The organism is Candidatus Nanosynbacter sp. HMT-352 (genome assembly GCF_022819365.1).
Lineage (GTDB): Bacteria > Patescibacteriota > Saccharimonadia > Saccharimonadales > Saccharimonadaceae > Nanosynbacter.
The window spans coordinates 225,713-249,356 of sequence record NZ_CP089289.1 but is presented as its reverse complement, the minus strand read 5'-3'; the positions used below and the strand labels follow the sequence as shown (position 1 = coordinate 249,356).

At 45.2% G+C, this 23,644-nt stretch carries 28 protein-coding genes; 10 read left to right on the top strand and 18 right to left on the bottom strand.

Annotation, left to right across the window (positions count from 1 at the left end):
• Window positions 1-15 precede the first annotated feature (15 nt).
• Window positions 16-261 carry a hypothetical protein gene (locus tag LRM49_RS01350; protein ID WP_243778072.1) on the top strand — a complete coding sequence of 82 codons (246 nt, stop codon included), beginning with the start codon at window positions 16-18 and terminating at the stop codon, window positions 259-261.
• 72 nt (window positions 262-333) lie between these two features.
• Here LRM49_RS01350 and LRM49_RS01345 read toward each other — a convergent pair whose 3' ends face one another.
• The 4 genes from LRM49_RS01345 to LRM49_RS01330 are packed head-to-tail and all read right to left on the bottom strand — an operon-like array spanning window position 334 to window position 3,228.
• Entirely contained in the window at window positions 334-1,296 is a 963-nt protein-coding gene (locus LRM49_RS01345) for a transketolase family protein (RefSeq protein WP_243778071.1), read from the bottom strand.
• Window positions 1,293-2,129, bottom strand: coding sequence for a transketolase (locus LRM49_RS01340; RefSeq protein WP_243778070.1), 837 nt, complete (start codon window positions 2,127-2,129; stop codon window positions 1,293-1,295). Before LRM49_RS01340 ends, LRM49_RS01345 begins: the two co-directional genes overlap by 4 nt.
• Window positions 2,129-2,779: a ribulose-phosphate 3-epimerase gene (locus tag LRM49_RS01335; protein WP_243778069.1), complete on the bottom strand. Its 651-nt coding sequence runs from the start codon at window positions 2,777-2,779 to the stop codon at window positions 2,129-2,131. The genes LRM49_RS01340 and LRM49_RS01335 overlap by 1 nt, the downstream gene beginning before the upstream one ends.
• Window positions 2,776-3,228, bottom strand: coding sequence for an RpiB/LacA/LacB family sugar-phosphate isomerase (locus LRM49_RS01330; protein ID WP_243778068.1), 453 nt, complete (start codon window positions 3,226-3,228; stop codon window positions 2,776-2,778). The genes LRM49_RS01335 and LRM49_RS01330 overlap by 4 nt, the downstream gene beginning before the upstream one ends.
• Before the next feature lie 228 nt (window positions 3,229-3,456).
• On the opposite strand from LRM49_RS01330, the gene LRM49_RS01325 reads away from it, so the two are divergent.
• On the top strand, window positions 3,457-3,879 hold the full coding sequence (locus LRM49_RS01325) for a hypothetical protein (RefSeq protein ID WP_243778067.1): 423 nt from the start codon (window positions 3,457-3,459) through the stop codon (window positions 3,877-3,879).
• Between the two features lie 120 nt (window positions 3,880-3,999).
• Here the strand turns inward: LRM49_RS01325 and gap are convergent, their stop codons facing one another.
• Complete coding sequence (gene gap / locus LRM49_RS01320; RefSeq protein ID WP_243778066.1) at window positions 4,000-5,022, bottom strand: type I glyceraldehyde-3-phosphate dehydrogenase; 1,023 nt, start codon at window positions 5,020-5,022, stop codon at window positions 4,000-4,002.
• Window positions 5,023-5,092: 70 nt separating this feature from the next.
• Between gap and LRM49_RS01315 the strand changes: the two genes are divergently transcribed.
• Window positions 5,093-6,610 carry a RelA/SpoT family protein gene (locus LRM49_RS01315; protein ID WP_243778065.1) on the top strand — a complete coding sequence of 506 codons (1,518 nt, stop codon included), beginning with the start codon at window positions 5,093-5,095 and terminating at the stop codon, window positions 6,608-6,610.
• A 42-nt stretch (window positions 6,611-6,652) separates the two neighbouring features.
• Here LRM49_RS01315 and LRM49_RS01310 read toward each other — a convergent pair whose 3' ends face one another.
• The 4 genes from LRM49_RS01310 to pheT are packed head-to-tail and all read right to left on the bottom strand — an operon-like array spanning window position 6,653 to window position 11,360.
• Window positions 6,653-7,183, bottom strand: a complete 531-nt coding sequence (locus LRM49_RS01310) for an inorganic diphosphatase (RefSeq protein WP_129744642.1) — start codon at window positions 7,181-7,183, stop codon at window positions 6,653-6,655.
• A 3-nt stretch (window positions 7,184-7,186) separates the two neighbouring features.
• Window positions 7,187-8,119 carry an NAD(P)/FAD-dependent oxidoreductase gene (locus tag LRM49_RS01305; RefSeq protein WP_243778064.1) on the bottom strand — a complete coding sequence of 311 codons (933 nt, stop codon included), beginning with the start codon at window positions 8,117-8,119 and terminating at the stop codon, window positions 7,187-7,189.
• Entirely contained in the window at window positions 8,112-8,789 is a 678-nt protein-coding gene (locus LRM49_RS01300) for an FKBP-type peptidyl-prolyl cis-trans isomerase (RefSeq protein ID WP_243778063.1), read from the bottom strand. The genes LRM49_RS01305 and LRM49_RS01300 overlap by 8 nt, the downstream gene beginning before the upstream one ends.
• 57 nt (window positions 8,790-8,846) lie before the next feature.
• On the bottom strand, window positions 8,847-11,360 hold the full coding sequence (gene pheT / locus LRM49_RS01295; RefSeq protein ID WP_243778062.1) for a phenylalanine--tRNA ligase subunit beta: 2,514 nt from the start codon (window positions 11,358-11,360) through the stop codon (window positions 8,847-8,849).
• A 178-nt stretch (window positions 11,361-11,538) separates the two neighbouring features.
• Here pheT and LRM49_RS01290 point away from each other — a divergent pair, with 178 nt between their 5' ends.
• The 4 genes from LRM49_RS01290 to LRM49_RS01275 all read left to right on the top strand — a co-directional run bounded on the left by LRM49_RS01290 (window position 11,539) and on the right by LRM49_RS01275 (window position 14,045).
• Window positions 11,539-11,814 (top strand): hypothetical protein, encoded by a 276-nt coding sequence (locus LRM49_RS01290; protein ID WP_243778061.1) that lies wholly within the window; start codon window positions 11,539-11,541, stop codon window positions 11,812-11,814.
• A 175-nt stretch (window positions 11,815-11,989) separates the two neighbouring features.
• A complete protein-coding gene (locus LRM49_RS01285; protein WP_243778060.1) occupies window positions 11,990-12,373 on the top strand; it encodes a hypothetical protein in 384 nt (127 codons plus the stop codon).
• Between the two features lie 94 nt (window positions 12,374-12,467).
• The gene (locus tag LRM49_RS01280) at window positions 12,468-13,367 is read left to right on the top strand and encodes a hypothetical protein (protein ID WP_243778059.1); all 900 of its coding nucleotides are present in this window, start codon (window positions 12,468-12,470) and stop codon (window positions 13,365-13,367) included.
• A 258-nt stretch (window positions 13,368-13,625) separates the two neighbouring features.
• Window positions 13,626-14,045 (top strand): NUDIX domain-containing protein, encoded by a 420-nt coding sequence (locus tag LRM49_RS01275; protein ID WP_243778058.1) that lies wholly within the window; start codon window positions 13,626-13,628, stop codon window positions 14,043-14,045.
• A gap of 181 nt (window positions 14,046-14,226) precedes the next feature.
• Here LRM49_RS01275 and LRM49_RS01270 read toward each other — a convergent pair whose 3' ends face one another.
• From LRM49_RS01270 to LRM49_RS01260, 3 genes are all read right to left on the bottom strand, one after another.
• Complete coding sequence (locus LRM49_RS01270; protein WP_243778057.1) at window positions 14,227-14,727, bottom strand: NUDIX domain-containing protein; 501 nt, start codon at window positions 14,725-14,727, stop codon at window positions 14,227-14,229.
• A gap of 345 nt (window positions 14,728-15,072) precedes the next feature.
• The gene (locus LRM49_RS01265) at window positions 15,073-16,410 is read right to left on the bottom strand and encodes a GNAT family N-acetyltransferase (RefSeq protein WP_243778056.1); all 1,338 of its coding nucleotides are present in this window, start codon (window positions 16,408-16,410) and stop codon (window positions 15,073-15,075) included.
• 70 nt (window positions 16,411-16,480) lie between these two features.
• A complete protein-coding gene (locus tag LRM49_RS01260) occupies window positions 16,481-16,819 on the bottom strand; it encodes an ASCH domain-containing protein (protein ID WP_243778055.1) in 339 nt (112 codons plus the stop codon).
• An 85-nt stretch (window positions 16,820-16,904) separates the two neighbouring features.
• Between LRM49_RS01260 and cyaB the strand changes: the two genes are divergently transcribed.
• A complete protein-coding gene (cyaB, locus tag LRM49_RS01255) occupies window positions 16,905-17,471 on the top strand; it encodes a class IV adenylate cyclase (RefSeq protein WP_243778054.1) in 567 nt (188 codons plus the stop codon).
• Between the two features lie 52 nt (window positions 17,472-17,523).
• Window positions 17,524-18,519 carry a serine aminopeptidase domain-containing protein gene (locus LRM49_RS01250; RefSeq protein ID WP_243778053.1) on the top strand — a complete coding sequence of 332 codons (996 nt, stop codon included), beginning with the start codon at window positions 17,524-17,526 and terminating at the stop codon, window positions 18,517-18,519.
• Window positions 18,520-18,524: 5 nt separating this feature from the next.
• On the opposite strand, the gene LRM49_RS01245 is transcribed toward LRM49_RS01250, so the two are convergent.
• Genes LRM49_RS01245 through LRM49_RS01220 form a run of 6 tightly spaced genes read right to left on the bottom strand, consistent with a single transcriptional unit; the run spans window position 18,525 to window position 22,644 of the window.
• The gene (locus tag LRM49_RS01245) at window positions 18,525-18,986 is read right to left on the bottom strand and encodes an HIT family protein (RefSeq protein WP_243778052.1); all 462 of its coding nucleotides are present in this window, start codon (window positions 18,984-18,986) and stop codon (window positions 18,525-18,527) included.
• A 10-nt stretch (window positions 18,987-18,996) separates the two neighbouring features.
• Window positions 18,997-20,319: an FAD-dependent oxidoreductase gene (locus LRM49_RS01240; RefSeq protein WP_243778051.1), complete on the bottom strand. Its 1,323-nt coding sequence runs from the start codon at window positions 20,317-20,319 to the stop codon at window positions 18,997-18,999.
• A 1-nt stretch (window position 20,320) separates the two neighbouring features.
• Window positions 20,321-20,695, bottom strand: coding sequence for an HIT family protein (locus LRM49_RS01235; protein ID WP_243778050.1), 375 nt, complete (start codon window positions 20,693-20,695; stop codon window positions 20,321-20,323).
• Between the two features lie 30 nt (window positions 20,696-20,725).
• The gene (locus LRM49_RS01230; RefSeq protein WP_243778049.1) at window positions 20,726-21,424 is read right to left on the bottom strand and encodes a DUF998 domain-containing protein; all 699 of its coding nucleotides are present in this window, start codon (window positions 21,422-21,424) and stop codon (window positions 20,726-20,728) included.
• On the bottom strand, window positions 21,363-22,406 hold the full coding sequence (pheS, locus tag LRM49_RS01225) for a phenylalanine--tRNA ligase subunit alpha (RefSeq protein ID WP_243778048.1): 1,044 nt from the start codon (window positions 22,404-22,406) through the stop codon (window positions 21,363-21,365). Before pheS ends, LRM49_RS01230 begins: the two co-directional genes overlap by 62 nt.
• 1 nt (window position 22,407) lies before the next feature.
• Window positions 22,408-22,644: a hypothetical protein gene (locus tag LRM49_RS01220; protein ID WP_232272729.1), complete on the bottom strand. Its 237-nt coding sequence runs from the start codon at window positions 22,642-22,644 to the stop codon at window positions 22,408-22,410.
• Between the two features lie 57 nt (window positions 22,645-22,701).
• On the opposite strand from LRM49_RS01220, the gene LRM49_RS01215 reads away from it, so the two are divergent.
• Window positions 22,702-23,637 carry an MIP/aquaporin family protein gene (locus tag LRM49_RS01215; protein ID WP_243778047.1) on the top strand — a complete coding sequence of 312 codons (936 nt, stop codon included), beginning with the start codon at window positions 22,702-22,704 and terminating at the stop codon, window positions 23,635-23,637.
• The last annotated feature ends 7 nt before the right edge of the window (window positions 23,638-23,644 follow it).

Below are 23,644 nucleotides of genomic sequence, written 5' to 3'. Positions count from 1 at the left end.
AGGAGAGGAGAGGACATGAACCCCGTAGTACGAGCAGTTTATTTCATGGGGAACTCGTTTTTGATTATTGTTGCACTGCTATCCGCAGTGTGGTGGGTGATTGTCGCCCATCTCTACGTAGCCTACGGACTACCGGCGGCGCTGGCGTTCGCGATGGGGAGCACCATACTCCCCGCCGCGGCCATCGGCATGAAACATCACGACCACCACGACGGGTACGACCACCACGAGGGGTGCAACTCCAGGTGTGGCCGTAGGTGACACACACAACCCGCCAGGACTACCGCTTTGAGGTCTTTAATTAGATCTTGGCAGTAGCTCCTGGCGGGCTTTTCATTGGAGAAAATTGACAACACTACGAACAATTGAATCGACATCCAAACCGTGCTTTTTCCACAATTCAGACATTTTACCCGACTCGCCAAATGTATCATTGACGCCAATTCGCTTCATCTTCACCGGCAAATTCTCACTAAGAACTTCTGCCACGCTTGAGCCAAATCCACCAACAATCTGCCCCTCTTCCGCCGTAATGACAGCTTGGCATTTTTGAGCCGCATCAAGTACAGCATCCTCGTCCAATGGCTTAATCGTCGGAAAATGAATCACTTCCGCCTGAATGTCATATTCATTCGCGAGCTTTTCCGCCGCCAACAGTAATTGATAAGTCATCACGCCAGTTCCAAACAAGGCAACATCTTTGCCACGCCTTAACGTATAACTTTTTCCAATCTCAAAAGTAGATTGATTCAGGAATAGCGGTGTTTTTTCTCTTGGCAATCTTACGTAATTCGGGCGTTTATCTCCAGCCATTGCCGCCGCCATTAGCTTAGCCTCATTGGCATCACCGGGCACCAACACCACCATATTTGGCAAACTTCGCATCAGCGCAATATCTTCCAACATTTGATGCGTTGCGCCGTCCGGACCAACATTTAGCCCAGCATGAGAACCTACCAACTTGACCGGTTGATTATTAAGGCAAATAGTCGTGCGAATCTGCTCCCAGTTACGACCCGGACTAAACGCCGCATAACTGGCCGCAAACGGAATATTTCCCATAGCCGCCAATCCAGACGCCACGGTAACCAAATTCTGTTCCGCCACGCCAACTTCAATTGCCCGCGGCTTCCCGATTTCCTCATAAAACTTGCCAAAGCCAACGCTCTCCATCAAATCCGCGCTCAACGCCACCACCAAATTATTTTTCTTCGCAATATCTACCAAGCCTTCGCCAAAGCCAACGCGAATTGCCGCAAGTTCCAAATTCTGCCAATTCTCCATTAAGAAACTCATTCGCCGCCTCCTTCACTCAATTGAGCAAGCGCCCGCTCCGCCTCCTCGGCGTTTGGAGATTTTCCATGCCAACGGTAATCGTATTCCATAAAATCAACGCCACAGCCAGGAATTGTATGCGCAATTATCACGCTAGGCTGCCGAGAATTCTTTGCCTTATCAATCGCCTGAATTATCGCCAAATGATTATATCCGTCAATTTCCTGCGCATCCCAGCCAAAACTTCGCCATTTGTCCGCCAAATCCCCTAGCGGCATCACCTTTTCCGTATCGCCACCAATCTGAATATTATTTCTATCAACAATCGCAATTAAATTTGCCAGATTATATTTTTTCGCAAACATCGCCGCTTCCCAAATATTCCCTTCGTCAAGCTCGCCATCACCCAAACTGCAGTAAACGAATCGCTCAGAATTGCCACCCAAATATTGCAATGAATACGCCATGCCGGCCGCCTGACTTAGACCGCACCCCAGAGGACCGCTAGTTGTTTCAATTCCCGGTAAACTGCCACGTTCTGGATGACCTTGAAGCTTGGAGCCAAATTTTCGCAAATTAGCCAACTCTTTTTTGTCAAAAAATCCCCGCTCCGCCAGCGTGGCATACAAAAGTGGCGCATAATGACCATTGCTCATCACGAAAATATCCCGGTCTTCCCAATCAGGATTCTCAGGGTCTAGTTGCATGGCATGAAAATACAAAACCGCCATAACATCAGCAAACCCCAAACAGCCAGCCGAATGACCCGAGCCAGCCGCCGATAATTCGCTAATAACAGACTTTCGCAATTGTTGTGATATTCTCTTCAATTTCACTATTTGGTCGATATCCATTAAAGCACGCTCGTTTTATTAATCTCCTGTTGCAATCTGGAGAAAATGGTGCGCGGATCTGACGATTTCTGAATAACGCCGCCAACGTTCAAAACGTTAACGCCGCCCTGAACCAAACTATACGCATTATCTACCGCCACTCCACCGTCCCAGCCAATTTCAACATTTGGATTAATAGCCTTAATAAGTCGTATTTTTTCTAGTTGCATCAAACTAGCAGTTCCACCAAATCGTCCCAGCTCACCGCTAAAAATCATCACATGATCTGCTATTTTTATCAATTCCTCAACCGTTCGCGGAACCGTCGGCTTAAGTAGTGCTAGTCCCGCCATAATTCCAGCCTGGCGAATCTGCATAAGCGCGGTCTTCACATCCCCCGTCGCCTCTGCGTGAATAATAATCATATGAGGTCTTAAGGCAATCAACTTCGGAACATACTCAGCAACATCATTAACCATTGCGTGAATATCAATCATCCAACCCTCTGGCGCCCATAATTCTGGAATTCCGACAGTCAACGTCGGAGCAAATTCACCGTCAGAAATGTCAATATGTACACGCTCAACAAGCCCAGTTATTTTATTAACTTGCTCTTTGTATTGTTCGGCATTTTCTGCCAAAATTGCTGGTGCGATTACAGAATTACTCATGACAATTCATCCAATTGCGCATTACGCCTATTAAATCGTGGGGCATTTGCATAAGGGGTGTTCAGCCACGTTTCCACAATTCCTTTCCACGCCGATTCATTATCTTCCAGAACTCGCGCCGGCAAACATAAAACATTTGAGTCGTTATCTTGGCGTGTCATCTTTGCCTCAAACGCATCCCAAATCACGCTGGCACGAATTCCCTTAAAGCGGTTCGCCGCCATACACATTCCTTGACCGCCGCCGCAAATTAATATCGCACGCGGATCTTTGCTATCATCACCAATAACCTTCAACGCCGCCGCCTGTGCGAATTGCGGAAAATCATCGTCAGGATTTAATTCTATACCACCGACATCTTGCACGTCGTAGCCATTTTTAACCAAATAGGCAAAAACTTTTTCTTTCAACATAAAGCCGCGATGATCAGATCCGAGGTAGATTTTCATAATTTTAGTATAAGCGTTTTCGGTGATTTTTGCAAGGAAAAGTTAGGTATTTTATCAGAGGTAGGGTGTAGATATTTGACAAAAAGTATTGACATTTTGTGGCTGGTATGATATATATATATATCAGCTTTTCAAACCGTGAAAAGCAACTAACCGGGGAGTTCACCCCGGTTGAGGTCGCGGTTCTGAAAGGCCGCACCTCAAAAATTTCTCTGGAAGGAGAAAGTTATGTCCACTGCCGTTCTGACCGTGGCCATTAGCGTCACGCTCATTGCTGGACTGCTTGCTTTCACCATCGTGTCACTGTACAGACACCGACTGTCGACGGCGGCCCTGTCGGCGGCGGGGCTGTTCGCAACGATCCATATCACGTTCGTCGCCCTGGCTTGGTCGGAGCTGGCGATCGCGTACCTGGACGCACCTCTGACGGTGCAACGGTGGGAGGTGGCGTGGCCGCCAATCTCGTCTTTGTCGACGATGATATACGACGCTCCTGCCTGGGCGGCCATCATTTCTTTCATGATGAGCGTCGTGCTCGGAGCCATTGAATGGAAGCGTAGGAGAGCCGCCGAAAGGGAGATGGCGGCCTTCTTGAAGTACCTCTTTGGGGGCAATGAGGACACTAAGCCTGAGAAGTCCGAGGAGGACTGAGATTGAGATGCTCCGCGCCAGCAGAAGGCGCGAGACAATAAGTATTCTGTGAAACCGCCGGAAATCCCGGCGTCCCCGCACTGTCATAGTGCGGGGTTATTTCCTTTTTGGAAGATGTCCTTATTCACTCTTTTTCAGATAATACGCCACATCCGCCACCAGTTCAACCAGCCGGTTCGAATAGCCCCATTCATTATCGTACCAGACCATAACCTTAATCAAATTACCACCAACTACCTTCGTCAACGGAAGATCGACAATTCCAGAATATGAATTGCCAATGAAGTCGCGGCTGACTAAAGGTTCCTCGGAAACACCCAAAATGCCTTGATAGAAATTACTCTGGGCGGCTTTTTTGAACGCGTCATTTACCTGCTCGACAGTCACATCTTTCCTGAGAAGCGCCGTCACATCACTAAGCGACACCACTGGAGTCGGTACGCGCACGCTAAGTCCGTCAAATTTTCCGGTTAACTGCGGCAAGGTTTTAGTTACAGCAATTGCGGCACCAGTCGTAGTCGGGACAATGTTTTCGGCGGCGTTACGACCTTCCCTAAGATCCTTGGATGGCGCATCCTGAAGCTTTTGACTAGCAGTATAACTATGCACCGTCGTTAGCATTGACTTTTCAACGCCAAACTCCGCGTCCAAAATCGCCATAACCGCACCCAAAGAATTGGTCGTACAGCTAGCGTTAGACACGATTGGCGTCGCGTTTTTTACCTTGTCGTCGTTAGTTCCCAAAACAATCGTATCGACTCCCTCAGACTTCGTTGGACCACTGATAACCACACGCTTTGCGCCAGCCGTTAAGTGCTTGCCCGCACCATCTTTATCGGTAAAAAATCCCGTCGATTCAATCACCACATCAATATTCAAATCTCGCCACGGCAGATTTTCTGGATCTTTCTCAGCCAGCACCTTAACCGGCTTACCCTCAATAATCAGCTCTTTTTCCGTAAAATCAACTTGACGTCCGTACTCGCCGTAATTGCTATCATGCTTCAACAAATACGCCAAAGTTTTCGTGTCAGTCAAATCATTGATCGCAACAATTTCCAAGTCGCTTCGCTCGTTAGCAATCTTAAACGCATTGCGTCCGATTCGCCCGAAGCCGTTAATTGCTATTCTCGTTACAGCCATATCGCCCTCCCTGTTAGATATTTTCGCTTTAGCTTTTTTTAATTATACTACAAAGTTGTATAATATAAATATGACGCGCGAAGAGTTATTGTCAATTGCTGAACAAAAATACGACGAAGTGCCAGTATTAGTTTTAGCGAGCGCAATCGATTACGCCACGGAAAAGCACGCTGGGCAAAAGCGCAAAAGTGGCGAACCCTACATAAATCACCCATTGGCGGTGGCGGGAATTCTAATTGAATGGGGCATGGACATCGATACGGTTGTGGCAGGAGTTCTGCACGACACCGTTGAAGATACCGACGCGACTTTAGACGATTTGGAAAGTTTGTTTGGACGCGATGTGGCGTTTCTGGTGGATGGCGTGACTAAAGTTTCACAAGCTCGCGCCGGGATGCGAAACCTGGATAGTTATTTGCCACACACGAAGGACAATTTGACCAAGTTGATGATTGCCGTGGGCGAAGATGTGCGCGTGATAATTATCAAGCTAGCCGACCGCCTGCACAATATGCGAACGCTACAATTTATGACACCAGAAAAGCAGAAAAAAATTGCCAGAGAAACAATTGAAGTTTTTGCGCCGCTGGCTGACCGCTTAAATATGGGACGAGTTCGTGTTCAATTGGAGGAGTTGAGTTTTAGATATTTGATGCCGAAAGCTTTTCAAGAAACCAAAAATTTGATGGACAGTCGACTGAAAAAATCGCAACGAAAATTGGATCACGTTCGCCGCGAAGTTGAAGCGCGACTGAAGGCGGAAAAGCTAGTTTTTCAGATGGACGGGCGCGTTAAGAGCGTTTATAGTCTGTTTAAGAAATTGGACAAAGTTGGCGATATTGATAAGATTTATGATTTGATTGCCCTAAGAATAATTGTTGATGATTTATCGACCGGCTATCTGGTCTTGGGAATTTTACATGATATGTACCAGCCCATGTATGAAAGGATAAAAGATTACGTTGCCAATCCAAAGCCAAATGGCTATCAAAGCCTGCACACAACCGTACAAACTCCGAGCGGACAAATTGTCGAGTTCCAGATTCGAACCAAAGAAATGCACGAATACGCCGAGCGTGGATTAGCGGCTAGTTTCCATTATAATGAGCAAAAATTGACCGACGCCTATAAAAAAGGAAAAATCGGAACTATGCCAGCCGATTTATCGTGGATTCGCGAGCTTCAAGAAGCCGCCGCTTTAATTAGCGAAGGAAAGCGGTTCGACTCCAACAAATTCCGAATGAAGCTGTTTTCTGATAGGATTTTCGTGTACTCACCAAAGGGCGACATTTATGATTTGCCTCGCGGAGCGTTTCCCTTGGATTATGCCTATCGAATTCACTCCGACATCGCGGCGCGCGCAAGTGGATTTAAGATCAATGGAGTGATGAAACCGTTCAATTACAAATTGCAACACGGCGACACAATTGAAGTCTTAACAAGCAAATCCGCTCGTCCAAAACCAGATTGGCGAGACGTCATAATTACGCCACACGCCAAAGATAAATTACGCTTACAATTATCCCACTCAAACGGCATCTTACAACAATTAACTGGCGGCGTTTCCTCGTTCTTCCGACACAAGTAACGCTCGCCAGTCTCTCGGTTTTAATCAATAATCAAACGCGATTTATTTTTCATTCCAACGAGTAATTGACTCGCGGATGATTTGCTTTGCTCTTTCTACGTCGCCGAATCCCTTGACTACTGTTGAGCCAGGCTTCTTCAAATCCTTGTAGTGATTGAAATGGTGCTCAATTTGCTTCAACAATTGTGGAGGTAGGTCTTCTAGTGAATTGATTGCGTTGCCAGTGTTTCGGTCGTCGGCTGGTACAACAATAACCTTGTCGTCAACTTCATTATCGTCAACAAATTCCAGCACGCCGATAACCTTTGCTTCCATAAAAATACCGGTCGTCAACGGTTCGTCAGTGATAATTAGCGCGTCCAATTCGTCGCCGTCTTCATCCAAAGTCTGCGGAATGAAACCGTAGTTTGTTGGCTTTGCAAAAATAGCTGGCTCAACACGATCCAACTGCATCACTGCAAGCTCGCGGTTCCACTCAATTTTATGACTTGATCCCTGTGGAATCTCAACAACTACATTTACGATGCCGTTTTCGACATCACCAGGTGTTAAAATTTGATTAAAATCTGCCATTTTCTACTCCTCTCTGGCTTTTTCTTGTAAATATTCACGAATCTGCAGCGCTGCCACCGCACCTTCACCAACCGCCGAAGCGATTTGCATAGTTGCTCCCGAGCGCACATCGCCAGAAGCAAAAACGCCAGGAATATTAGTATGCAGATGCTCGTCAGTAATGATGTGTCCGCCTAAGTCCAACTCAACGTCCGAGTTTGCCAGGAATTGCGTGTTCGGAATTAGCCCGATAAATACGAATAACCCATCGGCAGTACACTCTTTCTGCTCGCCGTTTTGGGTCGATTTAACGCCGTAAAACTTATCGTCCTTGACAATAATTTCATCAGTCGTTGCACCGACGTGAACGGTAATTTTTCCATCATCGACATACTTCTGCAAATCTTTTTGCAAAATGTCACTGGCGCGCAATTTACTGCGAACTAACAGGTCAATATGGCTAGCATATCGCGTCAAAAATATCGCTTCTTGCACCGCTGAGTTTCCGCCACCGACAACGATTAGATTCTTATCGCGATAAAACGCGCCGTCGCAAGTCGCACAGTAATGCACGCCTCGACCATATAATTCGTCTTCGCCCGGAACGCCTAATTTGCGGTGATTCGAACCAGTCGCTAGCAAAACCGACTTCGCGCGGACAGATTGACCGTCAATTGTCAGCTCCAACTCGCCATCAACTTGCTTCAATTCCGTCACGTCGCCATACTCAATCTTCGCACCAAATCGCTCCGCCTGTTGTTGCAATTCAGACGCCAATTTCATTCCAGTAACACCTTCAGCAAATCCAGGATAATTGTCAATTTGATCAGTAATCGCCGCCATTCCGCCGACCACGCCACGCTCATATAGCGTCGTGTCGACATCTTCGCGCGACAAGTAAATTGCCGCCGTTAACGCGCTTGGACCAGCGCCAACAATAACAACATCTTTAGACATTAAAACCTCGCGATCGATAATATTGCTTCATCACTTCTGGCATTTCCGGCTCTGGAATATCGGCTGGCTTTTCAATAGCCATCACTACGAACTTAAGTGGAGAATTTGCAGGAATTTTATCACCCTGAGCCTTGTCGCCATAGGCCTTATTGGCTGGAATTGTTAGTTCACGCACGCCGCCAATTTTCATACCAATCAAACCCTCTTTCCAGCCCTGAATAACCGCAGTATTTGCCGGGCCGTCCATATTGAGCGGAGCTTTCAGTTTGCCGTCAGCGATTGATTGATCGAAAATCTCACCCTTAGCGTTCCAGCCAATGTAATAAACAGCCAATTTAGTATCGTCCTTAACTTCAGCGCCTTCGCCCTCAACCAAATCTTCCTTAATAAGCTCTTTCACATCACCGGCTTCAAACGCGCCAACTCGCGAGCTAAACTCAGAAAACTTGCCATAGTATTTTTGACTCAATTCATTAGCCTGAGCCTCTACTTTCTTTTTCCGTTCGTCAGTAGCCTTGGTGTATTCATCCTGAGCCTTCTTAAACGCGGCTTGGTCTTTGGCTTCATTTCCAGGCGCCACCATCATAGCGACAAATCCGCCAACGGTCCCCAAAAACATCATGCCGGCAATAACCCAAATACCTATTCTCTGGCCTTTTGTAGTTGCCATATTCCTCCTTTATTTACCTTCCAATTATAGCAATTTTTATCAAGCGCAACAATCACATTAAACCTGAGCGGCGTCGAATTCTTCCGCAGCCATCGCGGCAATCTCCTCAATAATCGGCGCAATATCTCTATCTTCCAGCGTCCGCTCAGCGCTCGTAAACTTTACATTCAAAGTTACAGTTTTTGTCGAATCGTCATTTTTTGGCTGATATATCGCAATTGGCGTTATGTCAATTTGTAGCTCACCGTGTTTTTTCGCAACTTCTTCGGCGCAAGCATAAACCTTCGCGTAATCAACATCTGAATCCATTTTCAATGAAATATCTCTGGCAGTCGATGGAAAACGACTTAATGGTTGGTAATTGTAGCCCTGATTTTTACTCAGATTTTCCTGCAATTTTTTAATGTCAATAGAAAACGCTGCCGTATAATCTGGCAATTTGAAATTACGTCGAGCAGACGGAACCAGCTCGCCAACAATCCCCAAATTGTCGCCGTTCTTCGCCACAATCCAAGCGCTGCGTTTCGCATCAAATGGCGCTGGAACGTCGCTGTCAGATTCCGCAATCTTCACAAAACCAACCTCAACACTCAAATCTTTCATCAGCCTTTCAGTAATTTTTCTCACCTTGTAAAACGGCGCGCCAACTTGAGGTTTTTTATTCGCATAAACTCCGTCAATGAAAGTCTTTTCAATCGGCAAATTTTCATCGTTAAACCCTAATTTCTTATCGTGAATTTTGCCAATTTCAAACAGCACAAATTCGTCATGTCCAGATTTTATATTGGCGTGAACTTTATCCAGCAAACTCGGCAAAATGCTAATTCGGTAATATTGCAAGTCTGGACTAAGCGCATTACTCAAGCGATACGCACGGCTCGGATCTTGCTCGGAATTTTTCAAAACGCGCTCATGAACGAAACTATACGTCAAAACTTCGTTCGCTCCAGCTCGCGACAAACTTTGACGAATTCTCTGCTTCAATTCACGACGCTCATTCTTCGGCGCAGGCTTAATGCTTCGCTCTGGCAAATGACGCGGTAATTTATCAAAGCCATATAATCGCCCAACCTCCTCAACGACATCCTCAGGAAGCTCAATATCTGTTCGCCAAAATGGACTGTAAACCATCACGCCAGCTTCGCCATATTTATTACCATCGTCAACGATAAATTCAACATTCTTTAGTAGTGTCTCAATCTCATTCTCGGCAAAGTCAACACCCAGACGTTCTTCGACAAACCTTTTAGGAATCAACAATCCACCGTGCCAGTGCTTACCATCGACCAACACTTGTCGCAATGAAGAATGATTCTTAAATAGCATAGGACTAGCTTGCTCACCACCAACCATACCAATTAACCATTTTAAGACAGGGTCAATTTGTGCTGGCGATTGCCCCTTATTAAACCTGGTCAGAGCATCGGTGAAAATTCCGTGACGCATAGCCGTGCGACGTAGTGCGTACATATCAAAATTGGCACATTCAAGGACAATATTCTTCGTTTCAGCCGAAACCTCAGTATCAACTCCGCCCATAATTCCCGCTAGCCCAATCACACCTTCGCCATCAGCGATAACAATATCGCCAGACGTCAATTCATATTCCTTGCCGTTAAGCAAACCAACCTTCTCGCCACTGCGCGCCATTCGCACGCCAAGTTTATGTCCACGCAACTTGTCGTAATCATAAGCGTGAGTCGGCTGCGCCGTCATAAACATCACGTAGTTTGTCGCGTCAACGATGTTATTGATAGGTTTGCCGCCCATTGCGACTAATTGACATTGCAACCACAACGGGCTTGGATGAATATCTACATTTTTTATAGCAATCACAGAGAATGCGGGCGCAAGCTCATTGGCTTCATTAAACACTTCAAGCTCTAAGCCATCGCTATCTGCGAATTCTTGAATAGCATTATACCAATCAGGACTATTAAACTGCTGATGAAAAATGCCAGCAATTTCGCGTGCCACACCGAGCTGCCCAAAACAATCCGGCCTGTGCGTAAACATCTTATTCTCAATTTCCAGCACGTAATCATCCAGCCCAAACACTTCCGCAAAACTCGCGCCAGCCTGAAGCGTGACGCCCGCCGGAATATCACGCTCATTAATCTCAATAATTCCCTCGTGATCTGTACCAATTGCCAGCTCGTCAGCCGCCGCCAGCATACCCTGGCTTAAGATTCCACGCAGCGGTCGCGCATCCAGCACGAACGGCTCGGCGTCATCAAAACTTGCTGGGACGGTACTTTTTGGCGGCAACCAAATTGCCCACATATCAGCATGAACATTCGGCGCACCGCAAACCACTTGCACGTAACCATTGTCATCCCTTGGAACGTCTTCTACGCCGCCATCGTCAATTTTAGTCACGCTCAGACGATCCGCATTCGGATGCTTTTCACACTCAACAACCCGCACAATGCGCGCGCCACCATATTTGGCTTTCAGGTCAATCACTTCCTCAACACCACCAAGTTGCTGATTGACACGCGACACCAGCTCATCAACTGGCGGCAACTCAAAATTAATCAATTGTTTTATAAGATTTAAGCTAACTTTCATACTGATATAATTATACCATCTTACCGGCAAGTAATCGACCTTAGAAAACTACAAATAACAAAGGCAAAATTACTCTAGAGTAAAATACAGCCATCCTTGAGCAGGCAGGAGATAATCCTCAAGGACTCCCCTCTCTTCAGACTTGGAGAGGGGTCATTCCCTGAATTATAATATAGTTATGGACTATGATAAATATCTAGAATTACAGACTCGCCTAGAATGGTTTTATGATTTTCATCCAGAGTTTTTTAATGATATTTCGCCCGAACAGAAGGAACTACTACAGAATACATTCCTGTACGATATGCCCGACGAAAGCTATCCGGCGCCATTGCGGGATTTTTATGATAAGAATATCGACAATCAGCCAACACTTCAGAACGATATGCTCTTAGCGGTAGATGCTTTATATAAAGTGGCGGGGGCTGGAAGCTTGTTTGATTATAATAAATAAAGCTTCTCTTCGTACGAACACGCCACCAAGCTTATAAGATTTAGGCTAACTTCCATACTGATATAATAAACTCATGATCCACAACTTGCATTCAGCATATTCTTTACCAGCAGACCACGATACACGTCATAAAACTGTCAATTTTTCACACTCAAAATAGTACAATTATAAAGACATGAAAAATAGCATCGGCATCACAACACCAGATTTTATCACTCAAGCCTTTCCCTTACTTAATGAAGCAACATATGTTCGTGAATTTGCTTCTTTCATCACACTATATCCAGATGCGGTCTATTATCTATTTCAAACAACAGCTGGCCAGTCGCTCATACTTGTAGCAATTGACTATCCCGACCCAACAGACGAGAGCCAACAAGTAAAGAAAATATCTGGCGGTTTTGAGTTTGAATTCACATATCTTATCAAGCCATATGCCAATGACCAACACCTCAGAATCTGTCCAAATGATGAAGTAGAAGAATTATTTTTCGTCTCAGACCCAAATGGTCGTTGTCACTATTATCTGGCAGCAATCAAACAAAAGCGGAGTTGGTAGGTTTATGTTGGCTGAACACTTCTAAATTCGGGAGGACCCTGTCCTGATATCATAAAGCTGCCTGGGTGGGTTACTACCTTGTTATAATAAACCTATGATTCATAAGCTATACTCTGCCTACGATTTACCAGCTAGTCACGACACGTGCCACCTGTTTGAGCATCTGATCATTAGGCGATTCTTAAAGGAAACGGAAAAAGTTGGCGGCAACCGAGCTTTTACTGGAGAGTTAGATGGCACGACTAGCGAATCAAGCGTATTTTTTACGTCCGCACTATTCACAAGCGAGTCTAATACATTATTTGAAAAAATCATCAACGATATTACGCCTTTTGAGGCGTCTCTTATTCAACAGTCCATCTCGCACATAGAAGCCGAGATGCAATCCAACATTGATATAGCAGACATGACGCTGCTACAAGAACAGCTCGCTCTTTGTCAAAAATATTTTATCGATAGTCAAAAAACCGCTCCCAGCAATTCACACCCAAAATCTAAGATTTCTCCTCTTAAAATCAGCCATAGTCCGAAGGATTTTACAGACGTTAAGATTGCTGTAGAAATTGCTGACGCCAGCGATGAATTGACTGCCGCATTTTTCTGCACATATCCAATACTTTTGGACCTGGTACGCGACATTTGTTTAGATAAAATCTCATCCTACCCATCCAGCCCCGGACAGTTTATAGCGTACTATGACGGCAATTACACCAGCCAAACCTACACCGTAAAAAATACAGACCTTGCTCGACTGAGCTCAAGTGAAACTATACAGACATATTTACAAAGCTTTAACATATCCTCGCACGCAACCGACCTAAGAAATCTTGCCGAAGCTTTCACGTCTGACCCATTTTATATTTCAGTGCCCATATATTTTTATCAACAAACCGCTACGCCACTATCCAGAAATGACCTAGCGAAAACTATAAACGTCGCAAATATGAACGCAATCCTAAAACAAATAAAGGCGACGATAATCCTGGATTATTAGCTCTAGCTGATTTTCTAGCAGAGAAAAGATTCTGAAAAGGAAATATTAACGCTGCCAAATTTTGCAGGATTATTATGAATGAAAAGGTCATGAAGGGTTTAGTAACGCAATAAACCAACCACTTTTACAGCGACTGTCTGACTGGTGTTTTCTCGATTCGTAAAAGTGACTTCGTCTCCAAGTTGAATTTTTTGGCGCTTTTCATTATTCACAGTATGTCACATTGACCAAATATTACCTCTCCATTACAATTGAAATGTGATTAAAGCAGTATCAAAAGCGCTTATTAAGAATAAAAATGGTAAATATCTACTGCTTTATAGGGGAGATACTCACCCTAATTTCCCTGAGCATCTTGACCTTCCTGGAGGAGAAGTAGAATCGAAAGAGACTTCTAAGACGGCGACTGCACGAGAAGTACAGGAAGAAACTGGCATATGTATATATCCAAATGACTTAAAAAAGCTATTTGTTAAGCAGTACAAAAACACAAAACATGTACTTTTTGAGATAGTCATAGATAAGACTGAGTCTGACATTTCTGTTAAATTGAGCTGGGAACATAAAAAATACCGTTGGATGACGTTATCGGAATTATTAGATGCTAATATTCCAGAGAACGCAGATCCTTATTATATAGATGTTATTGATTATTTAAAGCATTTATCCGAGACTTGATCTGTCCTTCCCAACATTCTTACTACCCCTATAACAAGCCTTATGACATCCTCTTGATCTCCTCTAATTTCTGGATATATCTGGGCTATAGCATAATTACCCTCGCCATAGTAGACTCCTTGAATATAATTATCCGCCAGTGAGGATGACGGGTTTGGATAGTTTCATTATTATTCGTCTATTAGCGGGTGCGAGATTGCGAAATATACGCCTGTATAATTGTTTTTAGATCCACGCTGTGACGGAAATTTATGTTATCAATCTCACCCAGATCGACCCATTCTGGCGTGCCGTTAGTATAAGTCTTCTCACTGTCGGTTATGTTGTCATTATTGATTTGCCCGTGCAGCTGGCTGTGGGTGAAGTACAGTTGAATTGACTGGTTAGCTTGCGACTCAGCGTTACGCTTGAAGAAAGTAGTTGCTTGGTGAATGATTCTATCTGGTGTGATAGTCAGTCCAGTTTCCTCCTTAACTTCACGGACAATTGATTCCTCAATCGTTTCGCCCTTCTCGACGCCGCCGCCAATTAGACTATAACCATCCCATTGCCTAGTTAAAAGAATCTTATTATCCTCAATAATAACTGCATACACGCCGACGCGAATATTTAGTTCATCAACAGGAACGGTGTATTGATTACCGAAGACGTCTTTGCAGATGATGGATTTAATAAAAGTCACCTCTTTCAGATTATAAACATCCTCTTGCTGCGAAACGGCGCGCGGATGTTGTTTGTAGTTTTATTTTAGCATACACAATAGATGCGGGTCTAGGCATGTGATATGCCGATAACACTAGGACGATTGTGTTATTTGATTTATTACGCGATATCCTGTGTATTATTCTCAACAATATCAACCCAAACTCGACCGATTTCTTCAAATAATTCATCTTTAGTGTTTTCATTAAAGACAGTATAGTCTGTTCGGTATCTTAAGTCAGATACCAGTTACACTAGCCCAAGTCACTCGCATTTGTTCAGATGGATTTCTCCAACCTAGAGGATGCACACCTCTCTCGTCGTCCTACTTTTGAACCTCGATGACGTGAACACCAAGGTTCTCCTTGTGGTCAGGGTAGATCTTACGAAGGAGGCGCAGAGCCTCCCTCTCGCTCTCTGCCTGCGGCACGATCTGCTGCCACGGCTCAGCCGCCAGCATGTCGGCGAAGCTACGGTAAATACGGATCGACTTGATCCGTACCACGCCCGATGTGTGACCGGTCTCGAGCTGTAGCAGCTCGCCAGCCTTCAGCCGCTTGATACTGTTATATCCGACCCTCACCTCGAGAGTCTTCTTGCCGGACATGATTGCGTCGTAGTATGGACGCTTGATGCGCATCTTACGCATAGGCACTCCTTCCTTGTTGAGACTGATTCCCCACTGCTGAACGACGCTGGTAGGCGCATACCCTCCCGGGAACACGCCCTCCAGACTCCAGCCGTGACGCTGGAGACAGACGACCTGCCACGGCTCAGGGACCAGGTGGACGTACAGCTTGCGACCATAGTCCTCCAGCAGTCCCTGCAAATCAGTGACAAGCGCCTCGAACGCAGCCTCCGATGAGGCCACCAAAGGCATCAGCTTGATAGGCTGACCCTTCTTCGGGGTCGCACCAGCGACACCGACAACCTGACCGTTGCACTCAGCGACAAAGATGATCTTGAACTTGACGTTCACGTCGCCAGATTCCATACGACGGTAGCCAGCGAAGAGGGCGTCAACCCAACTGTCGTCCACTCCTTCGAAGTCGTCACTCGTCTGCGACAGGATGAGAGCTCGCGCACCGTCAGCGTGCTGGCTCTCGTTAAACGGAACCACAGAGATGTTCGGCGAGTCGAACCCCGCCTCGTCAACGAGCTGTTTGTACAGCATGTGCTCATCGACGCCAATCTTGTAGTGGTCCTTCGCTGTGCCAGTGACGCGGAAGCCCTTCCGGATGAAGAATTCCAGCGCCTTTTTGTTCGGTTCTGCCACAGTGCAGTAGATCTGCCGAGCACCATGGCTTCGGGCGAAATCTTCGGCATACTCAAGCAGCATGCTTCCGACGCCCATCTTTCCTCGGTACGCCGTGTCAACAATGAGAGGGCTGATCTTGACAGTCCCCTGTTTCTTGTTGACAACATGAATGACACCCGCGGGTTGTCCATCACTCTCGGCGATGAACATGTGCTGTCCGGCCGAGAACTGGCCGACGTAGTCAACACCGCCTGCCATGTGCGCATCAAAGATACGCCGTGCGTGTGCATAGTGGTCACCGTCATAAAACGGTGTGAGAGCCCGTATCATAAGATCCGCGACGAAATCGAAATCGTCCGCCCTTGCGGGGCGCACGATGATGTTGTCGACTGACGACTCAGTCATGATGTACACCTTCCTGCGATAGCTACGATTTTTGACGTAACTTGGATAGGACGGTCGTTTATTATATCCATTAAAATATTTCAAATTTAATACCTATCACGCCATTTTCCAGCTGGTCGCTGAGAGAATAGAATTCACCAATCTGCTTTTCGAGCCACTCGACGCTCTCACCGCCAAATTTTGCAGGATTATTGTGAGAAAATAAGTCACGAAATGTCGCGTATCTCAGCAAACCAACAACCTCAGCGGTAACAGTTTGCTCAGAATTATCTCTATTTGTAAAAATAATCCGATCCCCGATTTGGATTTTCTGTCGTTTGGCGTCATATAATCGCGACTCGATAGTCTTATTGCCAGAAATAATAGCGTTAAACGGCTCAGTCGCCAATCTTAATTGGTGTGTGGTCATAAAATTATTTGCCTTTCTTGCTATAATTAAACCATCATATAAATAAATATTCAAATATCTACACTTCCATAAGAAAGGCTATCAAATGACCAAAAAACTACTAGAAATCGAACGCAAGCGCCAGCTAACGGGCAATCTTGAAGAGCTAATCGGACGGTTGCAAAACATCGGTTTTGAGTTAAAGAGTAATCTACGTGAAATTGATACGTATTATTCCCGTCCTGATGTCGATTTTATGCAGACGGTTGAATGTTTGCGGATTCGCCAGCGCGATAGTTTTGCTGAGGTAACATATAAGCCAGCAACGACCACTGCAACGCATACGGAAAATAATGTAATCATTAAGCCCGAAACGAACCTGCCAATTCAGCCCAAAGACGCGGCAACCGCCAAGCAGCTACTGGCAAACCTCGGTATGATGCAACTGGTCGAGGTCAACAAATATCGTCGCTCGTTTCAGTCCTCTGATTTTCCGCAAGCAACGGTAGCCATCGACGAAATCAAAGGCGCCGGAACTTTCGTGGAAGTTGAGGTTTTGTCAGATGATGAGACTAGTGCGCTGATGACGATTAGTGAAATTGAGGCCAAACTCGGTCTGGATTCAATGAAAATTGTGACGCAACCTTATAGGGATATTTGTATGGACTATTAAGAAGATCGCCACAAAACTTCACAACTCCACTCGCAACCAATATAATACATCCATGAATACTTCACGGAAAAATCGCATCGTAAAAATTACTATTTGGGTAGTCTGCTCAATTGTCGTTACAGCCGCCTTACTGGTCGCCGCAGCTTTCTTTTGGCCAGCAATATCCAAGCAATTGCAATCTTCAAGCTCTGAAAAATTGAGTTACAACGACGCCATCGCCGCTGCAAATCGTACTGTTAGTGAAGACGCCTCAAATGCCGACATTAGACCAGAGTGCCGATCAATCATTAAAACCCACGGCAAAAAAACTGCCAAAGCCGTCATGATGATTCACGGCGTAAGCGCATGCCCACAGCAATTTGCAGACTTAGGCGACACCTTTTTCAACGCCGGCTATAACGTCTATATTCCCCGCGTTCCCAGCCACGGTCTGACGGACAATAAACGACACGGAGAAATCACCATTCCAGCAATGGCACAATTTATGAATTCCAGCACCAGCATAATTAGCGGTTTGGGTGATGAAACGGGAATTGTCGGACTTTCTGGCGGCGCAAATATGGCGACCTGGATTACTCAGTACAACAGCCAAACCATATCACGAGCGCTACTTCTATCGCCTTTTTATCAGCCTTCAGCGTCGGAAACTCCCTCCTGGAAAATTCCGCTTTTACGAAATCTTTACGGACGCAATATTCTTCCAGATTCGTTCACGGGTAGCAATTTGTCATATCGTGCTCTTGGGAAATATATAATAATCGCCAAGAACTATAAATCCGACCTAAAAGCTCCAGGGCTAAAATATGTCGGGGTCGTAACAAGCGAAAACGACACCGCAATTGATAAAAATCTCGCAGTCAACATACCCAAGCAAATGGCTGCAGATTCTGGCGCCAAATTCCAATATTATTCAATTCCGGCCTCATTTGGCATCGGTCACGATATTGCAGCTTTAAACCAAGACGAGGTTAAAAAGCACGCCGACAAACTATATCCGTTCTATTTGGATATGTACGAGGGAAAAGACGTAAAATTAGAAGCGAACTAGCTATCCTATTTACCTTGCACAGCTAAGATTCGCGCCTGAATTTCATCCAATTGAGCGTCGTCCATTTTCGGACCGTCAGCCGTGGTTAACCAGCCAGGATATTCCTCATAAAACGCTTGCTCGTGTGACACTGGCGAGCCAATTCCCTTTGCCAAATCACCATGAAGCGGCATCAACTTGGCGTGTACATGTGCTACGCCCGTGCCTTCAAAAATTAGCGCTACTCGTGGAGTGTCAAATGCTTTTTCCAAAATACCAGCAACTTTTTTCACTGCCAGCATCATTTCGGAATATAAATTATCGTCCAAAGAAAATACGTAATCGCCCGGATTATGCTTTGGTATCACCACGGTAAAGCCCGGTGTATTTGGAAACGGCGTCAAAAACGCCAAAAACTTCTCATCCTCCCAAACCTTCCATGATTTCATTTTACCTGTTACGACATCATCGAAAAATGTGTGATTCATAATTACTCCTTTATGCAAATAAATCGTTTAATGCCTCACTCACCGTTGGATGAGTGAATATTTGGTCACGCAGCACAGTATATGGCAGGCCATTATCCATTACAGTTTTGATAATATTAATGACTTCTGGTGAGTTACGACACAATAAACTAGCACCCAAAATTTGTTCAGTGTTTGCATCAATCACCGCACGCAGCAAGCCTGTTGTAGCATTATCAACATGCAGGCGTGGAATCGCCATAGCAGGCAGCTCTTTTACGATAATTTCGCGCCCCGTCGCACGCGCCTCAGCCTCTGTCATACCCACCCGACCTAGCGGCGTTTGCATAAAGACCGCGTACGGCAAAGTTTTTTGTTTGGCGCGAGTATACAGACCATCGCCCAGCAACTGGCTTCTCACAATCCGAAAATCGTCCAGCGACGCATAGGTAAATTGTGGCCCGCCCGTTACATCGCCCATTGCCCAAATATGCGACCGACTAGTACGAAGTGTTTCATCAACCACAATTGCCCCGCGCTCATCCGTCGCTACACCAGCAGCTGGTAAATTCAAGCTCATCGTTGCCGGGCGACGGCCCGTAGCCATCAAAACCGCATCATAACCAGCGTAATCATCATGATTTACTGTGCGAATCGTCGCAGTAGACTCACCCTCAATCGCTGTCACATCCACACTAAACACAATCTCAATACCCTGTGCCTGCAATGCTTCAGTAGCAGCCCGAGCAATTGCTGGATCTTCACGTGCAAGCAGAGCATCGCCCCTCTCAAATACTGTTACTTTTGTACCAAGTTTGGCATAAGTTGAGGCAAATTCTAACCCAATATAACCGCCACCAATGATAGCTAGCTGTTTTGGCTGCGTCATTCTATCCAGCAATTCAGTACTGGTATACACAAACGGCTTATCAACACCTGGAATATCTGGGATGATTGATTCCGCACCGGTGTTAATAAAAATCTGCGGTGCACTAACTACTAGCTCGTCGCTACCCGCCACAACCTTCACAGTACGATCATCTACGAACGATGCCTCACCCTCAATGACGCTCACTGTTTCACGATCCGCAAGCATATGATAGTTCTTCTCATTCAACCGCGCTACCACTGTTGTCTTATGTGCCATCGCCTCATCAAAACTTTGATGATGTTCGGCTGCATTGACTAGCACCTTAGTAGGAATACAAGCAATATTAATACAGGTGCCGCCATACATCTTTGGCGACCGCTCCACTAGCGCTACCTTTTTTTCCGCATTTGCCAGCGCTACCGCCAATGTTTTGCCAGCTTTGCCAAAACCAATGATGAGTGCGTCAAATTGTTGTGTATCCATTTTACCTCCTCCTATCTTTTTTAGCGATCTCTCTCGCTGCAACAAATTCTCTATCGGCACACAGAACTGCCTCTTTTATTACAAGTTTTTGAGCTACTACTATTATCGTGTGTAATAGCTCCTTAAAACTGTTCCAAAAAGTCCAACTTACCGCTTCCAAAATACCAGCAACCTTTTTCACTGTCAGCATCATTTCGGAATATAAATTATCGTCCAAAGAAAATACGTAATCGCCCGGATTCTGCTTCGGAATCACCACGGTAAAACCTGGCGTGTTCGGAAACGGTGTTAAAAATGCTAGGAATTTCTCATCTTCCCAAATCTTCCAAGATTTCATTTTTCCAGATACGATGTCGTCAAAAATTGTGTGATTCATAATTACTCCTTTTGAAGTAATTATAGCATTTTATGAAGTTTTCAGGTCGGACAATTTAAGTTCCATTCGACGACAAACCAGAGCCAGCCACATCGTCGCAAAAATCCCCAATAAAACTTCTACTATCACAAACCAAAACTTGCCCATTGCATAACCTTGCGCCGCTATAATTGCCGCAAAAATCGGAAAACTGAAAGATGAGATTCGCTCGCGATGAGTTAAATAGCTCAAACTCGATGGCAAAAGAAACATCAAAAGCACCATCAATATCACGATGCCACGCGAGAAAACAAAATGCGCCGCGTGCATTGTATCATTCGGACAAAGCGCCACCCCTATCATACAAATCGCAAACAGTGAAAGTATCCAGCCAGATATTCGAGCAGAGCGAATTTGACCAAGCTTAAGATAACCACGATTCATAAAAAACCCAATCGTCGCCATAATCAGACCAGATAAAAACACTCCCGAATTGAACGAAAATGCAGACAAACGATTCGAGGTGGTTTCGCCCAATCTACTCAAACTCCAGTTCGTCCACCGAGTATCATCAGAAAGCAATATCGCCACAACCAAGCCCACAGCCAAAACGACACCATTAAGAATACAGAGTGCCTGAAGGCGATTCTTGCATAAAAAATCCTTAATCTGTCGAAGTTTCATATTGCTAAAATTGTTCCAAAAAGTCCAACTTGCCGCTTTCAAAATGACGGACATCTTCGATTCCATATTTCATCATAACCAAGCGGTCGATTCCGCAACCAAAAGCAAATCCTGTATATTCATTCGGGTCAATTTGTGCCGCGCGAAGAACATTCGGATGAATCATTCCGCAGCCCAATAGCTCAATCCAACCTTCACCAGAGCAAATTTTACATTCAGGATTTTTTCCTTCACAAAACGGACAACTTAGCGCAAACTCGAAGCTCGGCTCGGTGAACGGAAAGTAAAATGGATTAACGCGAACGTCAAGTTTCTTGCCATAATATTCCTGCAAAAATTCTTGCAGCGTAGCAATCAAATTGCCAACATTAACTCGGCGTGAAACGTACACGCCTTCGACTTGATAAAACGTATGCTCGTGGCGCGCGTCCAAATCTTCGTTGCGAAAAACGCGATCAGGAACGATAGCGGCAATAGCCTCACCTTTTTCCAAATTGTCGCGATATTTCATCAACACGCGATTTTGCATAGTCGACGTATGCGCCGGCGCAATCAAACGATCGCCATTAGAATCAGTTTCCTCGGTCATAAACGTATCGTAATCGTCACGCGCTGGATGACCTTTTGGAAAATTCAGACTCTCGAACATATGGAATTGATCGTCAATCTCTCTGGACTCTTCCGTGACAAATCCCATGCGATTAAAAATCTCAGAAATGCGCTCAATTTCAGTGCTCAGCGGATGAATCGTGCCTTGTTCGCTCGGCAAAAGTTCGGGCTTTGGTGAATTCACATCCATCGGCGCCGTAACGTCAATCGGTTTCAAGTCAACTTTTTCCAGCTCTTCCAGTCGCACATCAATAGCCTGTTCAATCGCCTGCTTCAACTCGTTAATTCGCTTACCAAACGGACCACGCTCAACTGGCGGCAATGACTTGATTTGCTCGTACAATTCCCTAAGTCGTCGATCGCGCAAAAACTCACGCGGAGACTTGGATTGCGAAACCGCCAAAACTATTTCTCTTCTCAATTCGTCTAAGTCAACCATTTTATCGTCCTTGCATTAAAAACATTACAATCACTACACCAGCCATAATGGCAATTAAAATCCACGCCCACGCCAAAGTCGTCGTCTGTTTCGTGCCTTCCAAATATCTTATGTCGTCGACGCCGTCCATAGTTGCCTTTTCTTGCAAACTCGAAGCCTTCGCTTTCTCTCTTAATTCCGCCGCAATTCGCTCTTGCAATTCACTGCGCTGATCCTGCTGATTTACAAATAATCCCATAACTACAGTATAGCAAATTATGTTATAATAGTCGTGATATTACTTTAAGGAGGGAATATGGCTACGAAGAAAACTTCAAAGAAAGCCCCAGTTAAAGCCGCAGAAAAGAAAACCGCTGCCGCTAAAACTGAAACCAAAACGACCGTCAAGTACGTCGTTACTGAATCTACCGCTAAAAGCAAGCGTGTCGAACTAGATTCTAAATTACCAAACAACTTAATTAACATCGTCATTGCGGAAGTTATCGGCACGTTCATTTTGACACTTGCCGCATTATTCGCATCAGACATTTTGTCATCGATGTATGTCGGTTTTGCATTGATGTTCATCGTTGCAATCATTGGCAACATTTCTGGCGCACACGTAAACCCAGCTGTCACGTTTGGTCTATGGACAATGCGTAAGCTAAAGACCGTACTTGTTCCATTTTACTGGGGAGCTCAATTCCTCGGTGCAATGGCAGCTATCGTGCTTGTTGGCTCATTAACAAACGGCGGATTTGCCCTAAGCTTCGACCAATTCACTGCGTTCTCTTGGAACATCTTCGCGATGGAATTAGTCGGTACCGCTGTATTTGTATTTGGCATCGCCGCAGTTTTGCAGCGCAAAGAAATCAAAGCAGCTGGTCAAGCTTTTGGAATTGGCTTAGCGTTGATGATTGGTCTTGTCGTATCTGGCTCAATCTCTTCGTACATTAAAAGTACTGCTATTGCAAAAATCCAAAAAGAGCAAAGTACTGCTCAAACTGAGAAAAACGGCCGCACTTACCCACGCGAAATCTACATCTCAGGCGCAACTTTGAACCCAGCAGTTTCTTTGGCTGTTACAGAGAAAACCGACTCTCAACTACGCAGCAATGGAGTATTGCCAGCTGAAGGCGAAAAAAGCTATTCACGTTTTAGCCTGGAAGTAATTGCCGCTACCCTAATCGGTGCAGCATTAGGCGGCAACCTATTTCTACTCGTCAATTACCGAAACAAAGATGAAGAATAGATTATAA